The 22,138-nt window shown below is 64.2% G+C and carries 20 protein-coding genes; 8 read left to right on the forward strand and 12 right to left on the reverse strand.

The genetic code is table 11. The features are described 5' to 3' along the window. Window positions 1–13 precede the first annotated feature (13 nt). From FJW07_RS15805 to FJW07_RS15820, 4 genes are all read right to left on the reverse strand, one after another. The gene (locus FJW07_RS15805) at window positions 14–814 is read right to left on the reverse strand and encodes an ABC transporter permease (protein ID WP_140857424.1); all 801 of its coding nucleotides are present in this window, start codon (window positions 812–814) and stop codon (window positions 14–16) included. Then, window positions 811–1,734: an ABC transporter permease gene (locus FJW07_RS15810; RefSeq protein WP_140857426.1), complete on the reverse strand. Its 924-nt coding sequence runs from the start codon at window positions 1,732–1,734 to the stop codon at window positions 811–813. The genes FJW07_RS15805 and FJW07_RS15810 overlap by 4 nt, the downstream gene beginning before the upstream one ends. Then, window positions 1,731–2,810: an ABC transporter ATP-binding protein gene (locus FJW07_RS15815; protein WP_140857428.1), complete on the reverse strand. Its 1,080-nt coding sequence runs from the start codon at window positions 2,808–2,810 to the stop codon at window positions 1,731–1,733. The genes FJW07_RS15810 and FJW07_RS15815 overlap by 4 nt, the downstream gene beginning before the upstream one ends. An 80-nt stretch (window positions 2,811–2,890) precedes the next feature. After that, complete coding sequence (locus tag FJW07_RS15820) at window positions 2,891–3,931, reverse strand: ABC transporter substrate-binding protein (protein WP_140785323.1); 1,041 nt, start codon at window positions 3,929–3,931, stop codon at window positions 2,891–2,893. 234 nt (window positions 3,932–4,165) lie between these two features. On the opposite strand from FJW07_RS15820, the gene FJW07_RS15825 reads away from it, so the two are divergent. Next, window positions 4,166–4,864: a GntR family transcriptional regulator gene (locus FJW07_RS15825; protein ID WP_181167006.1), complete on the forward strand. Its 699-nt coding sequence runs from the start codon at window positions 4,166–4,168 to the stop codon at window positions 4,862–4,864. Window positions 4,865–4,879: 15 nt separating this feature from the next. Here FJW07_RS15825 and FJW07_RS15830 read toward each other — a convergent pair whose 3' ends face one another. From FJW07_RS15830 to FJW07_RS15855, 6 genes are all read right to left on the reverse strand, one after another. After that, window positions 4,880–5,950: an ABC transporter ATP-binding protein gene (locus tag FJW07_RS15830; RefSeq protein WP_246680769.1), complete on the reverse strand. Its 1,071-nt coding sequence runs from the start codon at window positions 5,948–5,950 to the stop codon at window positions 4,880–4,882. 61 nt (window positions 5,951–6,011) lie between these two features. Beyond that, on the reverse strand, window positions 6,012–6,620 hold the full coding sequence (locus FJW07_RS15835) for a cupin domain-containing protein (protein ID WP_140857432.1): 609 nt from the start codon (window positions 6,618–6,620) through the stop codon (window positions 6,012–6,014). Between the two features lie 209 nt (window positions 6,621–6,829). After that, window positions 6,830–7,900, reverse strand: coding sequence for an ABC transporter substrate-binding protein (locus FJW07_RS15840; protein ID WP_140857434.1), 1,071 nt, complete (start codon window positions 7,898–7,900; stop codon window positions 6,830–6,832). 27 nt (window positions 7,901–7,927) lie between these two features. Further along, on the reverse strand, window positions 7,928–8,746 hold the full coding sequence (locus tag FJW07_RS15845) for an ABC transporter permease (RefSeq protein WP_140857436.1): 819 nt from the start codon (window positions 8,744–8,746) through the stop codon (window positions 7,928–7,930). Then, window positions 8,743–9,633, reverse strand: a complete 891-nt coding sequence (locus FJW07_RS15850; RefSeq protein WP_140857438.1) for an ABC transporter permease — start codon at window positions 9,631–9,633, stop codon at window positions 8,743–8,745. The genes FJW07_RS15845 and FJW07_RS15850 overlap by 4 nt, the downstream gene beginning before the upstream one ends. A 94-nt stretch (window positions 9,634–9,727) precedes the next feature. Next, window positions 9,728–11,011, reverse strand: a complete 1,284-nt coding sequence (locus FJW07_RS15855; RefSeq protein ID WP_140857440.1) for an FAD-dependent oxidoreductase — start codon at window positions 11,009–11,011, stop codon at window positions 9,728–9,730. A 194-nt stretch (window positions 11,012–11,205) separates the two neighbouring features. Between FJW07_RS15855 and FJW07_RS15860 the strand changes: the two genes are divergently transcribed. The 5 genes from FJW07_RS15860 to FJW07_RS15880 all read left to right on the forward strand — a co-directional run bounded on the left by FJW07_RS15860 (window position 11,206) and on the right by FJW07_RS15880 (window position 16,560). Next, complete coding sequence (locus tag FJW07_RS15860) at window positions 11,206–12,363, forward strand: fumarylacetoacetate hydrolase family protein (protein WP_140857442.1); 1,158 nt, start codon at window positions 11,206–11,208, stop codon at window positions 12,361–12,363. Between the two features lie 272 nt (window positions 12,364–12,635). Next, window positions 12,636–13,568: a substrate-binding domain-containing protein gene (locus tag FJW07_RS15865; RefSeq protein WP_140657693.1), complete on the forward strand. Its 933-nt coding sequence runs from the start codon at window positions 12,636–12,638 to the stop codon at window positions 13,566–13,568. 95 nt (window positions 13,569–13,663) lie between these two features. Next, on the forward strand, window positions 13,664–14,650 hold the full coding sequence (locus FJW07_RS15870; protein ID WP_140705151.1) for an ABC transporter permease: 987 nt from the start codon (window positions 13,664–13,666) through the stop codon (window positions 14,648–14,650). Between the two features lie 3 nt (window positions 14,651–14,653). After that, window positions 14,654–15,448: an ATP-binding cassette domain-containing protein gene (locus tag FJW07_RS15875; protein WP_140645098.1), complete on the forward strand. Its 795-nt coding sequence runs from the start codon at window positions 14,654–14,656 to the stop codon at window positions 15,446–15,448. Between the two features lie 89 nt (window positions 15,449–15,537). After that, window positions 15,538–16,560, forward strand: coding sequence for a LacI family DNA-binding transcriptional regulator (locus FJW07_RS15880; protein WP_140657697.1), 1,023 nt, complete (start codon window positions 15,538–15,540; stop codon window positions 16,558–16,560). Window positions 16,561–17,016: 456 nt separating this feature from the next. Here FJW07_RS15880 and FJW07_RS15885 read toward each other — a convergent pair whose 3' ends face one another. Continuing rightward, the gene (locus FJW07_RS15885; RefSeq protein WP_181182641.1) at window positions 17,017–17,805 is read right to left on the reverse strand and encodes a methyltransferase domain-containing protein; all 789 of its coding nucleotides are present in this window, start codon (window positions 17,803–17,805) and stop codon (window positions 17,017–17,019) included. A gap of 59 nt (window positions 17,806–17,864) precedes the next feature. Further along, window positions 17,865–18,446, reverse strand: coding sequence for a TetR/AcrR family transcriptional regulator (locus FJW07_RS15890; protein ID WP_140544202.1), 582 nt, complete (start codon window positions 18,444–18,446; stop codon window positions 17,865–17,867). Between the two features lie 251 nt (window positions 18,447–18,697). On the opposite strand from FJW07_RS15890, the gene FJW07_RS15895 reads away from it, so the two are divergent. Continuing rightward, window positions 18,698–18,937, forward strand: a complete 240-nt coding sequence (locus FJW07_RS15895; protein ID WP_140705518.1) for a hypothetical protein — start codon at window positions 18,698–18,700, stop codon at window positions 18,935–18,937. Then, complete coding sequence (locus FJW07_RS15900) at window positions 18,931–22,128, forward strand: multidrug efflux RND transporter permease subunit (RefSeq protein ID WP_140857444.1); 3,198 nt, start codon at window positions 18,931–18,933, stop codon at window positions 22,126–22,128. The genes FJW07_RS15895 and FJW07_RS15900 overlap by 7 nt, the downstream gene beginning before the upstream one ends. The last annotated feature ends 10 nt before the right edge of the window (window positions 22,129–22,138 follow it).

A 22,138-nucleotide genomic window follows, 5' to 3' on the forward strand; every position in this document is an offset into this window, starting at 1 on the left:
GGGTATCCCTGTATCAACGTCCGCGGCCGAAAAGCTGGGCAGCGGACAACAAGACGATCGATAGCACGATCAGGCAAGTCGAAATGGCGGCGATCGTCGGATCGATCTGGTCGCGCAGCGCATTGAACATGCGGCGCGTCAGCGTCGTGGTCTCGCCGCCGGAGATGAACAGCGACACCACCACCTCGTCGAAGGAGGTGATGAAGGCGAACAGCGCGCCCGAGACGATGGAGAATCTTATTTGCGGCATCGTCACCTGGAAGAAGGCGGAGAAGCGGCCGGCGCCGAGGCTGCGCGCGACCATCTCCTGGTTCATGTCATAGGACCGCAAGCCCGAGAGCACGGTCAGCACGACCAGCGGCAGCGCCTGCACCGTGTGCGCGATGACGAGGCCGGTCAGCGTGTTGTTGAGGCCGATGCGGGCATAGAGAAAGAAAGTGCCGATGCCGATCAGGATGACCGGGATGATCAGCGAGGCGGTGAGCAGCGCGTTGATGGCGCCGGTCAGCCGCAGCGTGCGGGCGTTGATGGCGTAGGCCGCGGCGGTGCCGAGCAGGGTTGCGACGACCGCCGTCATTAACGCCACTTTGACCGACACGATGGTGGCGTCGCGCCATTCGACGGAGCCGAAATAGCTCTCATACCAGCGCAGCGACCATTCCTGCGGCGGGAACTGCAAGAGCGTCGAACCGGAGAAGGACATGATGACGATGATCACCGACGGCGCGATCAGGAACAGCATGACAAGCCCGCCGAGCGCGTAGAGCCAGAGGCGTTGCCGATGCGAGATGGGCAGGGCGTTCTCCATGCTCATCGCTCACTCCAGACCCCGGTGGCACGGGCGCCGAGCAGCCACTGGAAGAGGCCGAGCAGCGCCAGCGTGACGCCAAGCAGCACGACGCCGAGCGCGGCGCCCGCGCCCCAGTTGGAATAGAGGCTGGTGGTCTGCTCCATGCGCATCGCCCACATGATCACCTTGCCGCCGCCCATCAGCGCCGGGGTGACGAAGAAGCCGAGGCACAGCACGAAGACGATGACCACGCCCGAGGCGAGACCGGGCAGCGACAGCGGCAGGAAAATCTGCCGGAAAGTGGCGGCCGGGCTGGCGCCGAGATTCATGCCGGCGCGCAGGCAGTCGGTGTCGATGCTCTTCATCGACGCGTAGAGCGGCAGGACCAGGAAGGGCAGCATGATGTGGGTCATGCCGATGACCACGCCGGCGAAATTGTTGGCGAGCGGCAGCGGCTGGCCGATGACGCCGAGGTCGATCAGCCACGTGTTGACCAGGCCCTTGCGCTGCAGGATGACCAGCCAGGCATAGGTGCGCACCAGCACCGAGGTCCAGAACGGCAGGATGACGAAGACCAGGCAGACCCCGGCGGCGCGGCGCGGCAGCTGCGACAGCATATAGGCCAGCGGATAACCGAACAGCACGCAGGCGCCGGTGACGACGAAGGCCACCTTGAAGGTGGTGACGAAGGTCTTGATGTAGGAGGCCTGCTCGAAGAAGCGCGCGTAATTGGCGGCGCTGAGTTGGCCGGCTTCGTCGAACAGCGACAGCCAGAACAGCCAGCCGATCGGCACGATGATGACGGCGAAGACCAGAAGCAGCCCGGGCGACAGAAGCGCGAGCAGGCCACGCGCCTCCCGGCGCGCGTCGGCGTTGAGCGCATCGGCATTGAGCGCGCGATGAGACCTGCCGACATGATCGAAACCGGCGGATGCGAGGCTCATTGATCGGCCACCAGAACGACGTCCTGCGCGTCGATGCCGAGCGTGATCGGCTCGCCCGGCGCCGGCAGTTTCGCCAGCACGTCGGAACGGCAATAGTCGCGCAACGTCACCTGTCGCCCGTCCCTGAGCGTCGCGTAGCAGACGAAGCTGTCGCCCTGGTAGATGACATCGCCGACAATTGCCGGCAGCGCATTGACGTCGCCTGCGGGTTCGCCAGCGATCACGCGCAGCTTTTCTGGCCGCACCACCATCAGGTGCCGGCCCGATGACGGCATTGGATTCTTCATGCGCAGCTTGCTCCCCTCATGCCAGACGCCGCCATTGCGGCATTCGACCGGAATGAAGCTGGATTCGCCGATGAAGCCGGCGACAAATTTGGTCTTCGGCCTCGCATAAAGGGCTTCGGGCTGGTCGATCTGCTCGATGCGCCCGGCATTCATGACGGCGACGCGGTCCGACATGGTGATCGCCTCGCGCTGGTCGTGCGTGACATAGACCGTCGTCATGCCGAGCCTTCGGTGCAGGTTGCGCAGCTCGATCTGCATATGCTCGCGCAGGCTCTTGTCGAGCGCCGACAGCGGCTCGTCCATCAAAACGATGCGCGGTTCGAAGACAATGGCGCGGGCCAAGGCCACACGTTGCCGCTGGCCGCCGGAGAGCTGGTCGACGCGGCGCTCGCCGAGGCCTTTCAGCTGCACAAGGTCCAGCGCCCTCTCGACACGCTCGGCCGTTTCGGCCGTCGACACGCGGCGCTGCTTCAGCGGAAAGGCGATGTTGTGGAAGACGTTCATATGCGGGAACAGCGCATAGTTCTGGAACACCATGCCGATGTTGCGCTTGTGCGGCGGCATGGTGATGATCTCCTCGCCACCGACCTTGATGGAGCCGGCATTGGCTCGGACGAAACCGGCCAGGATCATCAGCAGCGTCGTCTTCCCCGAGCCGGACGGCCCGAGCAGCGTCAGGAACTCGCCGGCGGCGACATCGAGGCCGAGGTCATGCAGCACGGACACGCCGCCGAAGCGCTTCTCGATACCGCTGATACCGATGGGAAGCGCGGTCTGCGCGAGAGACAAGAGCATCTCCTTCAACTCCGGATCATTTTTCGCGAAACGATACGGAGCGGCGTCTCGCCGACGCCGCTCCAACAGGATCGCTATTGCTGGATCAGGTTGTTGAACTTCTCGGTCGCCTCGACGAGGGTGTCGCGCCAGAAGGCTGGATCCTGCAGCACCTGCTTCTTGACGTTCTCGGGCGCGGAATTGATGTCCTTGATGCGCTCCGGCGGGATTTTGCCGGTCTCGAAGGCCTTCTCGTTGGCGGGGCCATTGTCGACATAGAGGGGCAAATTGGCCTGCAACTCGGGGCTGACGAACTTGGCCAGCGCCTTCATCGCGATGTCCTTGTTCTTCGAGCCCTTCGGGATGACCATGCAGTCGGCGGTGAGCACGCCCTGGTCGAAGGAGAAGCTCACGGGCGCGCCTTCCTTCTTCAAGGTGCCGGCGCGGCCGTTCCAGATGCTGGCCATGTCGACCTCGCCGTCCTTGACGAGCTGCATGGCCTGCGCGCCGGATGTCCACCAGGCATCGATGTGGCCGCGGATCTTGTCCACCGACTGCAGCGCGCCGTCGATGTCGACGGGATAGACCTTGTCGATCGGAATGCCCTTGGCGAGTGCCGCAACACTCAGCGTTTCGGTCGACTGGCTGCCGGAAAGCGCGCGGCGGCCGGGGAATTTTTCGACGTCCCAGAAATCGGCCCAGGTCTTCGGGCCTTTGTCGCCGAAGACATCGGTGCGATAGATCAGCACCACGGAGGTGTAGGAGATGCCGACCCAGTCGTCGTGGACAAGCTTCGGGTTGATGCCGCTCTTGTCGATGACGTTGTAGTCGAGTTTTTCGAACAGACCTTCCTTGGAGCCGCGCGCGCATTCGTCGGCGCCAAGCTCGGTGATGTCCCATTTGACGGCATTGCCGGTGACCTGCAGGCGCACGTCGTCGAGGCCGTTGGTGGTGTCCTGCTTGATGGTGATGCCGAGTTCCTTGGCCGTCGGATCGAAGAAGGCCTTGGTCTGCGCTTCCTGGTAGGTGCCGCCCCACGAGGCGACGGTGATGGTGTCGGCGGCCGACGCCGGAACGGCGACTATGGCCAGCAGGCCGGCGACGGCCATGCCGTGAATACAAAGTCTCTTCGTCATTTTCGCTTCTCCAACCGGTGTTCCCGTTATCGTTGATTTGGTATGCGAATTTGTATACAATTTTGAGTGTATTTTTTCGGAGGCCGATGTCAACTCGGGTTTTCGCGTTTTTTGGTTGCGGTAGAGGACGACCGTTCCGCGGGGGCAATGCCTCCGGCGAAATGCTCCTGTTCAAGCCTGCCCTAAAACGAACTAAGCTCGCGAATCCGTGACGCAACGTTGGAGACGGAACGCTTGAAGGAGAGAAAGAACACGCTGCGCGACTCGGTGTTCGAGGCGCTGAAGGCGTTGATCATCACCGGCCAAATTCCGCCGGGCGGCCGCGTGACGGAAAATGAGATCGCCGAGCGCCTGAAGGTGAGCCGCACGCCGGTGCGCGAGGCCTTCAACCGGCTGGAGCGCGACGGGCTGGTGATCGGGCGGCCGCGCCAAGGCTATGTGGTGGCAGAGTTCAATCTCACCATGTTCCGCGAGGCTTTCGACATCCGCGAACTGCTCGACGGGCGCGCGACCGAACTGGCGGCAGCCAACGCGACCGCCGCCGACAAGGCGAAACTGCGCGACATGCTCGCCGAGTGCGAACGGCTGGCGGCGATCCCGGATCGCAGCACCAGGGAGAAATTCGAGGAGTTGCAGGTCGGCATCGACCTGCACCGGGTGATCGCGGAGATCAGCGGCAACGAGATGCTCCACGGCATGCTTTGCGGCATCCTCGACAAATGCCAGCAATATGTCTGGACCGAGCTTCTGTGGCTGGACGAATGGAAGCTCACCCGCGAGGAACATGCCGGCATCGTCGACGCGATCTGCGCCGGCGATGTCACGCTGGCCGGCGAGCGCGCCCGTTCCCATGTGCGCGGCTCGCGCGAGAACATCCTGCGCCTGCTGCAGGCCAAGTCCGATTATCAGGGATTCTTCGCCAAGGCGTCTTGAACCAACGCTATCGCATCAGTTGGAAAGCATGGGACAGTTGGCGCCGCGCCGCAGGCTGACATGCGCCACGTCGCCGACGCTGAATTGTGAACCGGCGGCACGGCGCGGGGCATCGATGACGATCGCCGTCCCCTCACCCAGTTCGGCATGCAGGCGCAGCGTGCGGCCATGGAAGACGACGCCGCTCACCCGTGCCGGCGCGGTTCCCTCGGCGGCTTCACCGGCAGCCAGAAGATCCTCCGGCCGCACGCCGATGGTGCGCGTGTCGCCGACAGCCGGCGTCTCGCCGCTGTCGGATGTAGCCTCCAGCGGCAACTCACCTGCGGCGAAGCGCAGGCGCTCGCCGTCGCGTCCGACGAAATGCGACTGTAAGAGGTTCATCGTGCCGATGAAGGAAGCAACGAAGCGCGTCGCCGGCCGATCGTAGAGCGTCGCCGGCGCAGCAGTCTGCTCGATGCGGCCCTTGTTCATGACGACGATGCGGTCCGAGATCGACAGCGCCTCGGTCTGGTCGTGGGTGACCATGACGAAGGTGGTGCCGAGCCGCGACTGCAGCCGCTTCAATTCGACCTGCATCTGCTCGCGCAGATGCGCGTCGAGCGCCGACAGCGGCTCGTCGAGCAGCAGCACGCGCGGCTCGCAGACGATGGCGCGGGCCAAAGCGACGCGTTGGCGCTGGCCGCCGGAAAGCTCGGACACACGGGCACGCAGCTTGTCGGCGAGGCCGACCATGTCGAGCGCCTCGCGGACCCGCTTTGCCTGCTCGGCGCCGGTGAGTTTGCGCAGCGACAGGCCGAAGCCGACATTGGCCGCGACGTCCATATGCGGGAACAAGGCATAGTCCTGGAAGACGGTGTTGACCGGGCGATCGAAGGGCCGCAGCCCGGTGATGTCGCGGCCATCGAGCAGGACATTGCCGCTGGTCGGACTTTCGAAGCCGGCGATGACGCGCAGGCTCGTCGTCTTGCCGCAGCCGGATGGACCGAGCAAGGTCAGGAACTCACCGCTGGCGATATCCAGATCGACGGCATCGAGACCGACCACGCCACCCGGAAAGACTTTCGAGACTTTCCGCAGCCGAACCAATGGTTCTCGCAATTCCGGACGGAAAACTGCTTCACATTTTTCCTGGAATTGCTCTGGGGCATCAGGCGCCATCGCGCACCTCTGACGGTTTTGTCGTGTTGACCCACAGGATCTGACAGCGCTCGGCGCCAGGATTGCGGAAGGCGTGCAGCAGCGTGCTCTTGAAGGCAAAACTGTCGCCGGCTTTCAGCACATAGGTCGTGGCGTCCACCACCAGCTCGACCTCGCCCGCCATCACGAAGCCGAATTCATGGCCGGCATGGGCATAGGCTTCCGCGGTGCCGCCGCCGGCCTCGACCGTGACCAGCATGCCGGTGAGCGTCGCGGCAGGCGGCGACAGCAGCGCCTTGGCGATGCCTTCGGATTTCACCGGGATCTGCCGCCGCTTGTCGGCGCGCACGCAATAGAGGTCGTTGACCGCTTCGTTGCCGTCGGCGATCAGCGCCGACGGTTCGATGTCGAGCGCGGCGGCGAGCGGCCAGATCACCTTGACGCGCAGCGAGGACATGCCGCGCTCGATCTGGCTGAGCGCGCCGATGGAGATGCCGGCCTTGGCCGCGAGTTCGGCCAGCGACAGCTTGCGCTCGAGTCTGAGCGCCCGGACGCGCCGGCCGACGCGGACGTCGGCATCGTCTTTCGGCTTTGCCGCCGCTTCGTCGAGAATGTCCATGCAATGGTCCTCGTTGCAGTCAATTAGGCCGGCAATTGACCAAGCCGGCCTCATTATTAAGTTTCTTATCCTGCCGGACGCTGACGCCAGTCCTGCGACGAGGTGATTGGCGAAACCGCCGGCGACAGCGCCCCTCTCCCCGTCACTATACGGGGAGAGGATGCCGGCAGGCAGGTGAGGGGCAGCGCAAAACTTCGGCAATTAATCGCTCAGCCCCCTGCCTTCACCTTTTCAAACATCTTGGCCACGTCGTCATTCTGCTTCATCGGGCCGGTGAAGATGGTGCTCTTCAGCATCACGTCCGGATCGGCCGGCAGTTGCAGCTTATCGAGTTCCTCCTTCGACACGCCGGCGAAGGCGGTCGAGAGCGAGCTGCCATAGCCGTAGGACTGGATCAGGAACTTGCCGGAGTCGGCGTCGAGCCGGCTGTTGATGAAGTCATAGGCGAGATCGACATTCTTGGCGTCCTTGAGCATGACGAAGCCGCAGGCCCAGGTCAGCATGCCTTCCTTCGGCTTCATGAATTCGACAGGCACGCCCTGCTTCTTCAGCGAGGTGGCCGAGGCATTCCAGGTCATGGCGGCGACCAGCTGGCCGCTCGCCAAAGCCTGCTCGACCGAGGTCATGTCGGTGGTGTAGCTCGACAGCAGCGGCCGCTGCTCGCGCAGCTTTTCGGCCACCTTGTCCATCTGGGCCGGCGTCATGTCGAAGGGGTTCACGCCGGCCAGAAGAGCCGCAACGATCGGCGTGTCGTGCACGGCGTCGATGGTCGCCATGCGGCCAGCATATTGCTTGTCCCACAGCAGGTTCCAGCTCGCCTCGGGGTTCTTCACCAAGTCGGTGCGGTAGAGGATCGAGGTGTTGCCCCAGTCCCACGGCACCATCCAGACCTTGCCGTCGCCGGCCTGCAGGTCGGGCAAGTTCTTGAACACCGGGAAGATCGAATCCCAGTTCTTGATGCGCTTGGTGTCGATCGGCTGCAGAAGGCCTTCCTTGTTCCAGCGCGCCACCTTGTCGTAGCAGGGGTGAGCGATGTCGGGGCGGAAGCCGGCCTTGACCTTGGTGAAGGCGTCGTCGTCATCGCCGAAGATCGTCGCCTCGACGCCATCGGGATGCGCGGCAAGGAAGCTCTTGTTGAAGTCGGGCAATTCGTAGCCCGACCAGGTGAAATATTGCAGCTTGTCGGCGGCAAGAGCGACCGTCGACGACAGCGCGAGCGCCAGTGCGGCAAGGCCGGCCCGGGCTTTGTGTCCGGCGATCGATTTCAGGTGGAATGTCATTTTCGTTCTCCTCTTCTTTGTTGTGGTTCAGGCTGGATTGCGGCGCGCAGTTCCAAGACCGCGGTGGCGAAGGATTTCGGCGGTGCCGGCGATGATGAAGGAGACAGTGAGGATCACCGTGCCGAGCGCCATCACGGTTGGCAGCGAGCGCGGGAAGCGCAGCTGGCTCCAGATGTAGAGCGGCAGCGTCGGCTCGGTGCCGGCGAGGAAAAAGACGACGATGAACTCGTCGAAGGAAATCAGGAAGGAGAGCATGAAGGCCGACAGCACGGCTGGCAGGCTGAGCGGCAGCATGACGCGCCGGAACGTCGTCCAGTCGGAGGCGCCCAGGTCGAGCGCCGCTTCGCGGATCGTCTTCGGGATGGCGGCGAAGCGGCTGCGCATCACCACCACGGTGGTCGGCAGCGCGACGAGGATGTGACCGAGCACGATGGAAACGCGCGACGGGCCAAGGCCGATGAGGTTGACTAGGATCAACAGCGAAATGCCGACGATGACGCCCGGGATGAGGATCGGCAGCCGGGCGATGGCGCTGATCGTGGCGGCGAGCGGCGAGCGGCCGTAGAGGTCTATATAGGAGACGGTGATGCCGCAAAGCGTCGCGCCGGAGGCGGCGATGACGCCGATGACCAGGCTGTTGGCCAAAGCGCCGGAAAGCGCCGGGTTGCCGTAGAGCGTGCGGTACCATTCGAGCGTGAAGCCCCGCAGCGGAAACGCCGCCTGGATGGAGTTGTTGAAGGAAAACAGCGGGATCAGCAGCACCGGCAGATAGAGGAAGACGAGATAGCCAAGTACATAGAGGCCGAGCCAGCGGCCGTCGCTGCTGGTGTCAGCCCGGGCGCTCATGTGCGACTGCCAAATCTGCGGTCGGTGCCGCGCGCCACCAGCACCACGCAGAGGATGACCAGCATGACGCAGACCGAGAGGGCCGCCCCGAACGGCCAGTCATTGGCCTTGCCGAACTGCGACTGGATCAGCGTGCCGATCATGGTACTGGCCGGGCCGCCGACCATGGCCGGCGTGACATAATCGCCGACCGTCGGCACGAAGACGACGAGTGCTGCCGCCAGCACGCCCGGCATGGAATTCGGCAGCACGACGCGGCGGAAGCTGGTGAACGGCCGCGCACCAAGATCGGACGCGGCTTCGAGCAGCGATTTCGGGATCGTGTCCAGCGCCACATAGATCGGCAGAATGGCGAAAGGTGCGTAGGCGTGGGCGAGCGTCACCACCACCGCTGCCGGCGTGTTGAGGAAGGCAAGCGTCGGCTGTGACCAGAGGCCGGTCTCGATGAAGGCCGAGTTCAGAACGCCATTATAGGCGAGCACGATCTTCCAGGCGAAGACGCGCAGCAGATAGCTGGTCCAGAACGGCAACGTGACCAGGAAGAGCAGCAGGTTGCGCCGCCGGCCGGCGTGGAAGGCGAGGTAATAGGCGACCGGATATGCAGTAGCGACGGTGGCGAGCGTCACCAGGCCGGCGATGACCAGCGAGCGCAGCGTCACCGTCCAGTAGAGCGGATCGGTAGCGACGGTGACGAAATTCTCCGCCGTCAGGCCGACGCCGAGCAGCGAGCCGTCATTCCCCCTGAAGGCGAGGAAGACCACCAGGCCAAGCGAGAACAGGATCAGGAAGAAGGTGACCAGTCCGCCCGGCAGCAGCATGGCGAAGCGGAACACCGGCGAGATGCGGTTTTCCGGCAGGGGCCGCGTTGCAGCGATGGTCGACGACATCGAACTGTCCATCGAAATTCTGAAATCACCAAATGATTTTTCATATTCCTGAAATTGTCAAGCTGAATCGCTTGTGCGCCGCACGCGTTCGGGGTCAGCGCTCGAACGCGTCGAGCATCCGGTACCAGGTGATCGCCGCGGCGACGCCGACCTGGCGGAAAGCATGGAACGGGATCGGCCGGATCGGCGACAGCGGGAACGGCAATTGCCTGGCATCGCCGCTCGAGAGGTAGCCCGCCATGCGCTTGCCCAGCGCGCTCATCAGGCCGACGCCCCTGCCCTGGCAGCCGACGACCGCGAGCAGACCTTTCTCCGGCTCATGCAGATGCGGCAGATGATCCGGTGTCAGCGCCACGCGGCCGAACCAGCGCTTTTCGATGGCGACGCCCGCGAGCGCCGGATAGAGGCGGGTGAGCGCGCGTTCGCAATGCGCCCAGTCCGCAGGGCTGGAGGGCAGCGCCATGCGGCCGCGGCCGCCCAGCACCATCCGGCCATCGGGACTCCGGCGATAGTAGACGAGGATGCGACGGGAATCGGAAACGGCTTGCCCGCCCGGCAGGATGCTGGCTGCAAGGTCCGCCGGGAGCAGCGCGGTGGCGATCTGGAAGGAATGCAGCGGCACGATCGTCTGTGCGAGGCCAGGCAGCAGGCCATCCGTATAGGCGTTGGTGGCGAGCACGACCGACTTGGCGCGCAATTCGGCGCCGCCTTGCGTCGAAACCCGCCAGACGCCGGCCTCCTTGGCGAGTTTCACCACCCGTTGCTGCTCGGCGATCTTGACGCCGGCGGCCGAGGCGACGCGCGCCAATTCCATCGTGTAGGACAGCGGATCGATGACGCCAGCGCGGCAGTCGAGCCAGCCGCCGAGATAGCCCCTGGCGCCGGTCATCGCCGCGATCCCTGCCTTGTCGAGCAACTCGACGTCGGCGCCGCGCGAGCGCCATTGACGATCCCGGTTCGCCGCCGCCTTCAGCGCGGTTTCGGTGTGGGCCGCCTGGATCCAGCCGTTGCGCGTGAACGGCACGGTCAGCTTCTCGTCGCGGATCACATCGAACACGGCGTCGGCTGTCGCGGCGGCGAATTCCACCAGGGCTTCGCCGCGCTCCTTGCCGAAATGCCTGAGCAGCCATTCCGGATCGTATTTGAGGCCTGGAATGACCTGGCCGCCATTGAGGCCCGAAGCGCCCTGCCCGATCGCGCCGGCGTCAAGCACCTGAATGGAAAGGCCCGCGCGCGCCGCATGCAGCGCCGTCGATAGTCCCATGATGCCGCCGCCGACGATGACCGCGTCAAGCGTGCCGCCAGCCGACAAGCCCGATTGAAATGCCGGGGCAGCCTGCGGCTTTTGCCAAATCGGATCGGAAAAGGCTGCGGGCAAAGATTACCTCGGCGCTGGAGCTTCGTGAAAATCCTATTGTTCATTTCACGAATTTGAAAGCGCGTTCGATGGGCCAGCCGGCTACGCTTTTGATGACAGGGACAACTGGCCCACGAACCGGGTTACAAAACGGCATGCACGTTTGACCCAAATCCGGGGAAAGTGCCGCGCGACAGTTGAGAGGAAGCATCACCATGACCGATCCGACCCGCCTGCCCGCCGACGGCCTCTTCGTCGGCCGCGCCAGGACAAGCGAAGCTACTCATCCGCTGGTGGTGACGGTGCGGGACGGCCAGGTCATCGACATCACCTCGAGCGCGGCGCCCACGGTGCGCGATGTCTGCGAGCTGAAGGATCCGGCCGGCTATCTGCGCTCGGCCAAGGGCAAGGCGATCGGCGCGATCGCCGAGATCGCGGCCAACAGCCTCGAAGACAAACGCGATGCGAAGAAGCCGATCCTGCTCTCGCCCGTCGACCTGCAGGCGGTGAAAGCTTCCGGCGTCACCTTCGTCGTCAGCCTGCTCGAGCGCGTCATCGAGGAACAGGCGCGTGGTTCGGCCGAAAAAGCCGACGCCATACGCGCCGACATCGCGGGGCTGATCGGCCACGACCTGTCGAAGCTCAAGCCCGGCTCGCCCGAAGCGATGGAGATCAAGACCAAGCTGATTTCGCGCGGCGCCTGGTCGCAATATCTGGAAGTGGGCATCGGCCCGGACGCCGAGATCTTCACCAAATGCCAGCCGATGGCTTCGGTCGGCTTCGGCGCCGATGTCGGCCTGCATCCGGTCTCCACCTGGAACAATCCGGAACCGGAGATCGCCATGATCGCCGACAGTTCGGGGCGCATCGTCGGCGCCACGCTCGGCAACGACGTCAATCTGCGCGACGTCGAGGGGCGCTCGGCGCTGTTGCTCGGCAAGGCCAAGGACAACAACGCTTCCGCTTCGCTCGGCCCCTTCATCCGGCTGTTCGACGAGACGTTTTCCATCGCCGATGTGAAGCGCGCCACGGTGCGGCTCAGCGTCGAGGGCGAGGACGGCTTCGCGCTGCAGGGCGCGAGCTCGATGGCGGAAATCAGCCGCTCGCCGGAAGAGCTGGTCAAGGCCGCGATGGGGCCGCATCACCAGTATCCGGACGGATTGGCGCTTTATCTCGGCACCATGTTCGTGCCGTCGAAGGATCGCGGCGAGAAGGGCAAGGGCTTTACCCACAAGGTCGGCGACATCGTCACCATCTCGTCGGAAAAGCTCGGCGCGCTCACCAACCGCGTGCGCCTGTCGCCGGACTGTCCGCACTGGACCTACGGCGCCAGCCACCTCATGCGCGACCTGGCCAAGGCGGGCCTTCTCTGAAGACGCACCAGAAGGGCGGTTTGCTTGGAGGCCACCATGCAGCGGATGGTCGATAGTGCCGCTTGCCCAACGAATATCACCGTTGCTGATGCAATCTGATGGGATTGGTGATGGCGTGCGCGCCTGTGCCAACATCCACTGACGATGGAGGCTTGCCACCGCCCGAAAAAGAGAATGCTCTGGACGTTCCGGTCGGCGCTGGCAGGAGATGCGGGTTCCAAGGTCGCATCGCGCTGATCCAGGAGGAGAGTTTCAACATGGGAGGAAATCGAATGCTTTCGCGGCTAAGACTACTCGTGCTTGGCTTGATCGCGGCACTCGCCATTCCGGCGATGGCCGAGGCCAAGACGTTCTACTGGATTTCGCATGGCGGCCCGGCCGATCCGGTCTGGACCTATTTCCTGGCCGGAGCCAAGCAATGGGCCAAGGACACGGGCAACACGGTCAACACCTCGTTCCACAATGGCGACGTCGCGTCCCAGCAGGAAGCCGTGCGCGCCGCGATCGCGGCCAAGGCCGACGGCATCGCCACCACCAGCCCCGATCCGGGCAGCCTGGTCGAGATCGTCAAGGAAGCCCGCGCGGCCAACATCCCGATCATCAACTTCAACACGCCCGATCCGAAAGCCAACTTCAACGCCTATGTGGGCGGCGACAACGTCACCTTCGGCAAGCACTGGGCGCAGTATCTGGTCGACAAGGGCCTGGTGAAGAAGGGCGACTTCGTCTGGATGCCGGTCGAGATCCCCGGCGCCACCTATGGCGTGCAGGAAGAAGAAGGCATCAAGAGCGTGTTCGAGCCGGCCGGCATCACCTATGAGGTGACCGAGGCGACGCTCGACCAGGCCGAAGCGATCAACCGCATGGTCGACTACCTCACCGCGCACAAGGGCAAGGTGAAGGCGATCATCGGCCTCGGCGATCTCGTCACCGGCTCGATCAAGCGCGTGTTCGATCAGGTCGGCGTCAAGCCGGGCGAAATCCCAGTCGTCGGCTGGGGCAACTCGCTCGACACCACACAGGAAGTGCTGAACGGCTACGTCAATGCCGGGCAGTGGCAGGACCCGCAGGCGACCAGCTATATTGCGCTGTCGATGGCCAACATGGCCGCCAGCGGCATCCCCCCGGGCTTCAACGTCATCACCGGCGCGCTTTACGAGAAGGACACCGCCGGCGTCTACGACAAGATCCTGTCCGGCAAATAATCCTCAAGCGAAACGGTCGCGACACCCTGTCGCGACCGTTTTTCCTTCTCCCCGCGCCGTCCCCATCGGACGGCCGCGCTTACGTCGCGGGTTCAATGGAAAACCATTCCTTCGTCCAACGCCTTGTCGCGCGGCCGGAATTCGGTCCGCTGGTGCTGCTCGTCGTCGAGCTCGTCGTCTTCTGGGGCATCAATCCCGACTTCCTGTCGCCGCAGAACATTTCGAACATCCTGGCCTTCACAGTCGAGCTCGGCCTGATCGCGCTGGCAATGACCTTGCTGATGACATCCGGAGAATTCGACCTCTCGGTCGGTTCGCTGTTTGGCTTCTCGCCGGTGCTGATGTGGACGCTCTTCAACAGCGGCGTCACTTCGCTGGAGATGGGCCTGCTGATCGCGCTGATCGTCGCTGCCCTGGTCGGGCTGGTGAATGGCTGGTTCGTCACGCAGCTCAAGATCCCGTCCTTTCTGGTGACGCTCGGCATGCTGCTGGTCGTGCGCGGCACGGCATTGTTCATCACCGACGGCTTCCCGCAGCGCACCTGGAGCGCGGAAGGCAGTTGGCTTGCCAATATCCTGGTCGGCGACTTCTATGTCGGCCCGTTCCGAATCTATGCCTCGCTGTTCTGGTTCATCGGCGCCGCGATCGTGCTCGGCTATGTGCTGACGCAGAGCCGCACCGGCAACTGGATCCAGGCCGCCGGCGGCAATCCGAACGCGGCGCGCGCGCGCGGCGTCAACGTCAACCGCGTCAAGGTCGGCCTGTTCATCCTGTCGGCGGTGATGGCGTCGCTCGCCGGCGTCATCTCGTCGCTGCGCACGTCCGCGGCCAACCCCAACAGCGGCACCGGCTACGAGCTCGAGGTCATCGCCATGGTGGTGATCGGCGGCACGGCGCTGACCGGCGGGCGCGGCACCATCATCGGCACGGTGCTCGGCATCTTGATCCTGCGCGTCATGCGCAACGGCATCGTGCTGATCGGCGTGCCGGGGCTCGCCTACAACATCTTCATCGGCGCGATCATCCTCGGCATGATGGCGCTGCACTCCTGGCTCGAACGCCGGCACCAGGCAGGGACCTGAACCATGGCCGAACCGCTGATCCGCATGGAAAACATCCGCAAGTCCTACGGGCGCGTGCAGGCGCTGGTGGACGCCAATTTCCACGTCAACGAAAAGGAGATCGTCGGCCTGCTCGGCGACAACGGCGCGGGCAAGTCGACGCTGATCAAGGTGCTGTCGGGCGCCGTGCCGCTGACCAGCGGCGACATCTTCATCCGCGGCAAGAAGGTCACGCTGCGCAGCACCAGCGACGCCATCGCCCACGGCATCGAGACGATCTACCAGGACTCGGCCCTCGTCACGCAGTTGTCGATCGCGCGCAACCTGTTCCTCGGGCGCGAGCCGATCAGGGCGCCGCGCTTCTTGAACCGCATGGACCAGGACGCAATGAACGCGGTGGCGCGCGACCTGCTCAGGCAGGTCGGTATCACCAAGAATATCCCGCCGACGACACCGATCGGCTCGCTGTCGGGCGGCGAGCGGCAGGCCGTGGCGATCGCGCGCGCCATGCATTTCGACAGCGATCTCATCATCCTCGATGAACCGACCAACAATCTCGGCGTCGCCGAGACGCAAGGGGTGCTGAGCTTCGTGCGCAGCGCCCGTGATTCCGGGCACTCCTGCATCTTCATCGCGCACAACATCCATCACGTCTTCCAGGTGGTCGACCGCATCGTGGTGATGCGCCGGGGCAAGGTGGTGGCCGACGACATCGATCCGAAAAAGACTACGGTCGCCGAGGTCGAGCGCGTCATCACCGGCATGTCGGACAAGGAGATCCGGGACGCGATTTCCGACGGTCCGCAGCGGCATGGCTGACGGTCTGGCGTCGATTTGGCCCGGCGTCGGTTTGGCCTGACGTTGAATTGTCCTGACAGGGGCTCGCTTCCCATCCTATGACTGGACTCATGAAAGCCACGGTAGCCGACATCGCCAGAAGCTGCGGCCTGTCGACCGCGACCGTCGACAGGGTGCTCAACAACCGGCCAGGGGCAAGTGCTGCCAACCGGCAGCGGGTGATGGAGGCGGCCAAGCAGCTCGGCTATCTGCCGACGCTCGATCAGGTCGTGCTGCCGTCGAAGCCGGCGCACCTGGAATTCTTCCTGCCGATCGGGTCCAACGGCTTCATGGCCGATCTTGCGCATCACATCGAGGATTATGCGGCACGCCTGCCGCTGGTCGCCTCCTGCCGCATCCACAACCTTGCCGGCATTTCGCCGGGCGCGCTGCAAAGCGCGGTGGAGAATCTGTCGCTCAAAGCCAACGGTGTCGGCGTCATCGCCGTCGACCACCCGCGCACGCGCAACATCCTGCGCGAGCTGGTCGATGCCGGGATCAGGCTGGTCACGCTGATCTCGGATGTCCCGGCGGCACCCCGCTCGGCCTATGTCGGCATCGACAACCGGGTGGCGGGCCGCACCGCGGCGCTGCTGATGGGCCGCTTCCTCGGCGGCCGTACAGGACATCTGGCGATGGTGGTCGGCTCGCGCTCCTATCGTGGCCACGAGGAGCGCGAGATGGGTTTTCGTTCGGTGCTGAGCGAGGAGTTTCCCAACCTCACGGTCTCAAGCGCCGCCGAAAGCAATGACGACCCGGACGCCAGCTACCGCGCGACCATCAAGGCGCTGCACAACGAACCGGACCTGCTCGGCATCTATTGCGTCGGCGCCGGACGGTCCGGCGTGGCCAAGGCCTTGCTCGAGGTCAAGCCGCGCAAGAAGCCGGTCTTCATCTGCCACGACCTGACCAAGGAAACGCGTCGCTATCTCGTCGACGATCTCGCCGACGTCGTGATCGACCAGAATGCGCGGCTGATCGCCGAGCAGTCGGTGATCCGCCTGCTCGGATCCATCGCGTCGTCGGCGCCGTATCTGACGAAAAAGTTCATCGAGCCGCGGCTGATCTTCAAGGAAAACGTGCCGGTGCAATAAACCAGCGGGTGGGCGCACGAAGGCGGCCTTAATGCATGTCGCGCAAAAGTGTGCAGCGGTTTTGCGATAACGACATGCATGAAAACACAGGCTTAAAAGCGCGTCGCCTGAATCCGCTTCAGCGCGACGCGCTTTAGCATTTGTCTGACGATTGATCCCGCAATTCTGCACACCAGCTATGCAGGTTTCGCAATTGCCGAATCGTTAGGCAACCCGTATTTACCTGGGTGTCGGCCGTCTCCTCCTCCCAGATGTGATGCCGACGCTGAGTACGGTACACCTCCTCCCGTGCCGTATTCGAAATCAAGCCCGCTGCCACCTCCTCCCGGCAGCGGGCTTTTTCTTTGCCCGCACGGCGATGATGCAAGGGCGGCGCCAACCCCGTGGAGCGAGCCTCCATCTGACGTTACGGCGAAGGCGCCGAGCCCAACCGCTCACACTTTTCCTTGAATTGCTCTAGGCTTTGGCTGTCGCCAGGTTGGCGCTGAGTTCGAAAGCGACTCCCGATCCATCGGAGTGGGACTGCAGCACGGCAGCGCTCCCGCTTACGATGTCCTCCACAACGCGCTTGCGTTCCTGATCGGTCATTGCCTTGCAGGCAGCACTCATGCCGACCAGCGCCATCGTATTCAATCGCAGGAGGGGCGCGCCGTCCTCAAAGCGTATGATACGCGATATTGTCCTTGATCGAACGTCGTGGAAGCCGACGTCCCGGAGCAGCGCCTCGAGCGGCGCCGAGTTCCCAAAGCTGTGGCGCAGGTCTGCGATTGGGCCGAGGAGTCGCTCGGCGACGCGGCGGAGTTCTCGAAAGAAGGGGATTTCCTCATCGGACCGCCAAGTGGCAACCGCCAACATGCCGCCCTGCGCCAGCGCTCGCCGCATCTCCGCCGCCGCAGCGGGCTTGTCGGGAACGAACTGCAGCCCCTGCTGACAGACGACCACGTCGAACTGCTCTCCGTCACGGAGCGGCAGCGCACTGGCATTGCCGGCGCGCCAGTCGATGTCCGGCGCCACGGTGCGCGCGACGGCGAGCATATCCGGGCTGATGTCGATGCCGACAACATATCCGGCGGCACCAAGCCGTTCCTTGGCAACGCGCGCAACTATCCCTGTGCCACAAGCGATGTCCAAGACACGATGGCCTGGGGACAGCCTTACCTCTTCGAAGGTCACTTCGGCCCAAGGGCGAAAGAGAGGACCCACGAGCCAGCGCTCATACATCTCCGGAAAACTTGCCTGACCCATTGCATGGCTGGGCGCCTGATTCTGAGACAGGATCACAGAGTCAGGATGAGGCGAAGACATCAGCGCGCCCGGAACGAGGCGATCAGGCTTTCGGCCATGCGCACGAACTGCGCGCTCGGGCCTTCGGCGCCGACGCTCTGCATCGAGACGCGCGCGCCTTCGAGCAGCAGCGAGAGTGTGTCGGCGAGCAGCTCGGCTTGGCCGATGCCGGCATCGCGGCAAAGCGCAACCAGCTTCTCGCGCTGGGCCTCCTTCAGTTCCTTGATGACGCGCCTGGCCGGGTGATCGGTCTCGGTGAGCTCGACGGCGGCATTGGCCATGTCGCAGCCGCGGCTGTCGGCGCTGAGCAGTTCGGAAGCCTTTTGGACCCAGGCATGCAACTGGGCGAGCTTGTCGCCGGGATGCTTGGCCTCGAACTCGTCCCAGATCCTTGACGCCTTCGCCGCCGTGGCGCGCAGGCATTCGACGATCAATTCGTCCTTGGATTCGAAGTGACGGTAAAGCGTCATCTTGTTCGTGCCGGCAGCCTCGGTGATGGCGTCGACGCCAACACCCTTGATGCCGTGCTTGTGGAACATGTCCTGCGCCGTCTCCAGGATTCGATCCCGGGGGCGGGAACGCTCCGCGACGCCGTCAGTCATCATGATCTCCTTTCGTCGTTTCCAAAAAAACCGTCGCCACCTCTTGACTAGGGTGTTACCGGTCTGTAACTTCCAGCATGTTACTTACTGGTAACACCTATATCGCTCGCCGTCAAACGACAAGGCCTCCGATAGCCCTGCCAGAGTGAGATAGGACGCAAAACCTGCCTGTCATGCGGCTTCGGCCGGTGAAGAACGAGAAAAAAGCGGTCCGTGATCAATCGATGCGGGCCGAGCAAGGAGCCGCTCCTATGCAAAAGCGCAAAGACCTGACGATCGACGAAGCCATCCGGGATCCGATGATCCGGCTGGTGATGAAGGCGGACGGGATCGACCCAAAAGCCTTCGAACGGATGCTGCGCTCGCGCGCGGCGGAACAGGCGCCGGGCGACGATGACCCGCCATCCTTCCTGGCGGATTCCGGCTCCGGCCGGGCCCGGCGCCTGCGCCATTTCGCAAAACCGTTCGGCGAGGCGTCCGCATCATGGTGAACTTCTTCATCCACCGCCCGATCTTCGCCTCGGCGATCGCCATCATCATGGTGCTCGCCGGTGCGATCGCCTATTTCCTGTTGCCGGTCTCGCAGTTCCCCGACATCACGCCCCCGCAAGTCGTGGTCAGCGCCCATTATCCGGGCGCCAGCGCGCAGGTCGTGGCCGATACGGTCACCACGCCGCTCGAGCAGCAGATCAACGGCGTGCAGGGCATGACCTACATGTCGTCGACGAGCTCGAATGATGGCTCCTCGACCATCACCATCACCTTCGACGTCGGCTATCCGCTGAGCACGGCGGCCGTCGACGTGCAGAATCGCGTCTCGCAAGCGGCATCCTCCCTGCCGGCCATCGTCAACCAGGGCGGCGTGACGATCAAGAAGCAAAACCCCAATTTCGTGCTGATCGTCGACCTCACCTCGCCGGACGGCTCGGTCGATCCGGTGGCGCTGAGCAACCTCGCCTATCTGCAGGTGGTCGATCCGCTGAAGCGCCTGCCCGGCGTCGGCGACGTCCAGATCTTCGGCGAGCGCCGCTATTCGATGCGCGTCTGGCTCGACCCGGACAAGCTTGCCAATCTCGGCATCACCGCCGTCGACGTGCAGAACGCGATCGCCGAGCAGAACGTGCAGGTGGCGGCCGGCAAGATCGGCCAGTCGCCGGCGCCCGCCGGCACCGCCTTCGAAATGCAGGTCAACGCGGTGGGCCGCCTCAGCGACCCGAAGGAATTCGGCGACATCGTCGTGCGCGCCAACTCCGAGAATGGCTCGCTGGTCAGACTGCGGGACGTTGCCCGCATCGAGCTCGGCGCGCTGCAATATTCGTCATCCGCCTTCTTCGGCAAGGACCCAACGGTGGTTTTGGCCGTCTACCAGATGCCCGGCTCCAACGCCCTCGACCTGCAGCAGCGGGTCAAGGACAAGATGCAGGAGCTGTCGCAGCGCTTCCCGAAGGGTGTCAGCTACGCCATGCATTACGACACGACGCGCTTCGTGTCGGCCTCGATGCATGACGTGCTGATCACGCTCGGCGAAGCGCTGGTGCTGGTCGTGGCGGTGGTATTCGTCTTCCTGCAGAGCTGGCGCACCACGATCATCCCGACCATCGCCATTCCCGTCTCGCTGATCGCGACATTGGCGATCATGTATATGCTGGGCTTCTCGCTCAACATGCTCTCGCTGCTCGGCATGGTGCTGGCGATCGGTCTTGTGGTCGACGACGCTATCGTCGTGGTCGAGAATGTCGAGCGACAGCTGGAGGCCGGGCTCAAGCCGCTTGCCGCGACACGCGCGGCGATGGCCGAGGTGACCGGGCCGATCATCGCCACCACGGCGGTGCTGATGGCGGTGTTCGTTCCCGTCGCCTTCATCCCTGGCGTCTCCGGCCGGCTCTACAATCAGTTCGCGTTGACAGTCGCGATCTCTGTCGGCATTTCCGCCTTCAACTCGCTGACGCTGTCGCCTGCGCTGAGCGCCGCCTTCCTGCGCCATCGCGGCGAGACGCAGTTCGTGCTGTTCCGCTGGTTCAACGCCGGCTTCGACTGGTTGTCGCATGCCTATGCGCATGGCGTGCGCATCCTGATCAAGCTGCGCTGGGCGATGCTCGGCCTGTTCGCGGCGGGTCTGGTCGCCACCTATTTCGTCTGGCAGAAACTGCCCTCGACCTTCCTGCCGGTCGAAGACCAGGGCTATTTCTTCGTCGTCATCCAGCTGCCGGACGGCGCTTCGCTCGAACGCACGGATGCGGTGGCGCAGAAGGCGCGCGACATCCTGCAGAACACGCCCGGCGTCGACATCGTGGGCTCGATCAGCGGCCTGAACTTCCTGACCAGCGCCGCCCAATCGAACTCGGCCGTGGAGTTCGCGATCCTCAAGCCATGGGACCAACGCGGCCCAGACCAGAGCGCGTCGAAACTGGTCGAGCAGGTGCGCGGCAAGCTCCTGCAGATGCCGGATGCGTTCGCGCTGTCCTTCGACCCACCCTCGATCCCCGGCATAGGCACCACCGGCGGCTTCGAGTTCCAGGTGGAGGATCTCTCCGGACGCGGCAGTGCGGCGCTGAACGATGTCACGCAGGCGCTGATCGCAGAAGCGCGCAAGCAGCCGGAGCTCAACCCGCAACAGCTGTTCTCGTCCTTCTCGACCTCGACGCCGCAGTTCAACTACGACCTCGACCGCAGCAAGGCGAAGCTTCTCGGCCTCAACCTGCCGGATGTGTTCAATACGCTGCAGATCTATCTCGGCTCGCTCTACGTCAACGACTTCAACCTGTTCGGCCGCACCTTCCGCGTGACCATCCAGGCCGACAAGGACGCGCGCGCCGACGCCACCGACATCTCGCGGCTCTATGTGCGCAATGCGTCGGGCGGCATGGTGCCGCTGAGCACGCTGGGCAGGCTGGTGCCGATCGTCGGTCCGGAGACCGTGCCGCACTACAACAACAATGCCTCGGCCCTGATCAATGGCGGCGCTGCCCCCGGCTTCTCGTCCGGGCAGGCGGTGGCGGCCATGGAACGGGCGGCGGCGAACGTGCTGCCGCGCGACTTCGGCTACGAGTGGACCGGCATCACCTATCAAGAGCTCAAGGCCGGATCGATCGCTTCGGTCGTGTTCGGGCTGGCGATCGTCTTCGTCTTCCTGATCCTGGCGGCGCAGTATGAAAGCTGGGCGATGCCCTTCATGGTGCTGCTCGCCGTGCCGCTCGCTTTGTTCGGCGCCTTCGTGGTGCTCCTGCTGCGCGGCATGCAGATCGACATCTACTCGCAGATCGGCTTCGTCATGCTGATCGGCCTGGCGGCCAAGAACGCGATCCTGATCGTCGAGTTCGCCAGACGCCGGCGCGAGGAAGGGCTCACCATCGTCGAAGCGGCGATGGAAGCCGCGAGGCTTCGCCTGCGGCCGATCCTGATGACGGCCTTCGCCTTCATCCTCGGCGTGCTGCCGCTGATGTTCGCGACCGGCGCCGGTGCGGCCAGCCGTCAGTCGATCGGCACCACCGTCTTCGGCGGCATGGTGGCGGCGACGATCCTGTCGCTGGTCTTCGTGCCGGTCTTCTACGCGGTGATCGAGCAGCTGCGCGAACGCGGCGAAAAGGAACCGGCCAAGGGCCACCACGACGACCCTCGGCCAGAAGAAATTGAACCGACCGCCGAGCCGGCGCTTCAGCCGCTGGCCCAGGCGGCTGAATAGCTCGCCAAGC

It is taken from the genome of Mesorhizobium sp. B3-1-9, from assembly GCF_006439595.1.
Classification (GTDB): Bacteria; Pseudomonadota; Alphaproteobacteria; order Rhizobiales; family Rhizobiaceae; genus Mesorhizobium.

Bases quoted from the DNA above. Each gene is read 5' to 3' on its own strand.
- FJW07_RS15805 (WP_140857424.1), bottom strand. From the start codon at position 814: ATGAGCATGGAGAACGCCCTGCCCATCTCGCATCGGCAACGCCTCTGG.
- FJW07_RS15810 (WP_140857426.1), bottom strand. From the start codon at position 1,734: ATGAGCCTCGCATCCGCCGGTTTCGATCATGTCGGCAGGTCTCATCGC.
- FJW07_RS15820 (WP_140785323.1), bottom strand. From the start codon at position 3,931: ATGACGAAGAGACTTTGTATTCACGGCATGGCCGTCGCCGGCCTGCTG.
- FJW07_RS15835 (WP_140857432.1), bottom strand. From the start codon at position 6,620: ATGGACATTCTCGACGAAGCGGCGGCAAAGCCGAAAGACGATGCCGAC.
- FJW07_RS15840 (WP_140857434.1), bottom strand. From the start codon at position 7,900: ATGACATTCCACCTGAAATCGATCGCCGGACACAAAGCCCGGGCCGGC.
- FJW07_RS15845 (WP_140857436.1), bottom strand. From the start codon at position 8,746: ATGAGCGCCCGGGCTGACACCAGCAGCGACGGCCGCTGGCTCGGCCTC.
- FJW07_RS15850 (WP_140857438.1), bottom strand. From the start codon at position 9,633: ATGTCGTCGACCATCGCTGCAACGCGGCCCCTGCCGGAAAACCGCATC.
- FJW07_RS15860 (WP_140857442.1), top strand. From the start codon at position 11,206: ATGACCGATCCGACCCGCCTGCCCGCCGACGGCCTCTTCGTCGGCCGC.
- FJW07_RS15865 (WP_140657693.1), top strand. From the start codon at position 12,636: ATGCTTTCGCGGCTAAGACTACTCGTGCTTGGCTTGATCGCGGCACTC.
- FJW07_RS15870 (WP_140705151.1), top strand. From the start codon at position 13,664: ATGGAAAACCATTCCTTCGTCCAACGCCTTGTCGCGCGGCCGGAATTC.
- FJW07_RS15875 (WP_140645098.1), top strand. From the start codon at position 14,654: ATGGCCGAACCGCTGATCCGCATGGAAAACATCCGCAAGTCCTACGGG.
- FJW07_RS15880 (WP_140657697.1), top strand. From the start codon at position 15,538: ATGAAAGCCACGGTAGCCGACATCGCCAGAAGCTGCGGCCTGTCGACC.
- FJW07_RS15885 (WP_181182641.1), bottom strand. From the start codon at position 17,805: ATGGGTCAGGCAAGTTTTCCGGAGATGTATGAGCGCTGGCTCGTGGGT.
- FJW07_RS15890 (WP_140544202.1), bottom strand. From the start codon at position 18,446: ATGACTGACGGCGTCGCGGAGCGTTCCCGCCCCCGGGATCGAATCCTG.
- FJW07_RS15895 (WP_140705518.1), top strand. From the start codon at position 18,698: ATGCAAAAGCGCAAAGACCTGACGATCGACGAAGCCATCCGGGATCCG.
- FJW07_RS15900 (WP_140857444.1), top strand. From the start codon at position 18,931: ATGGTGAACTTCTTCATCCACCGCCCGATCTTCGCCTCGGCGATCGCC.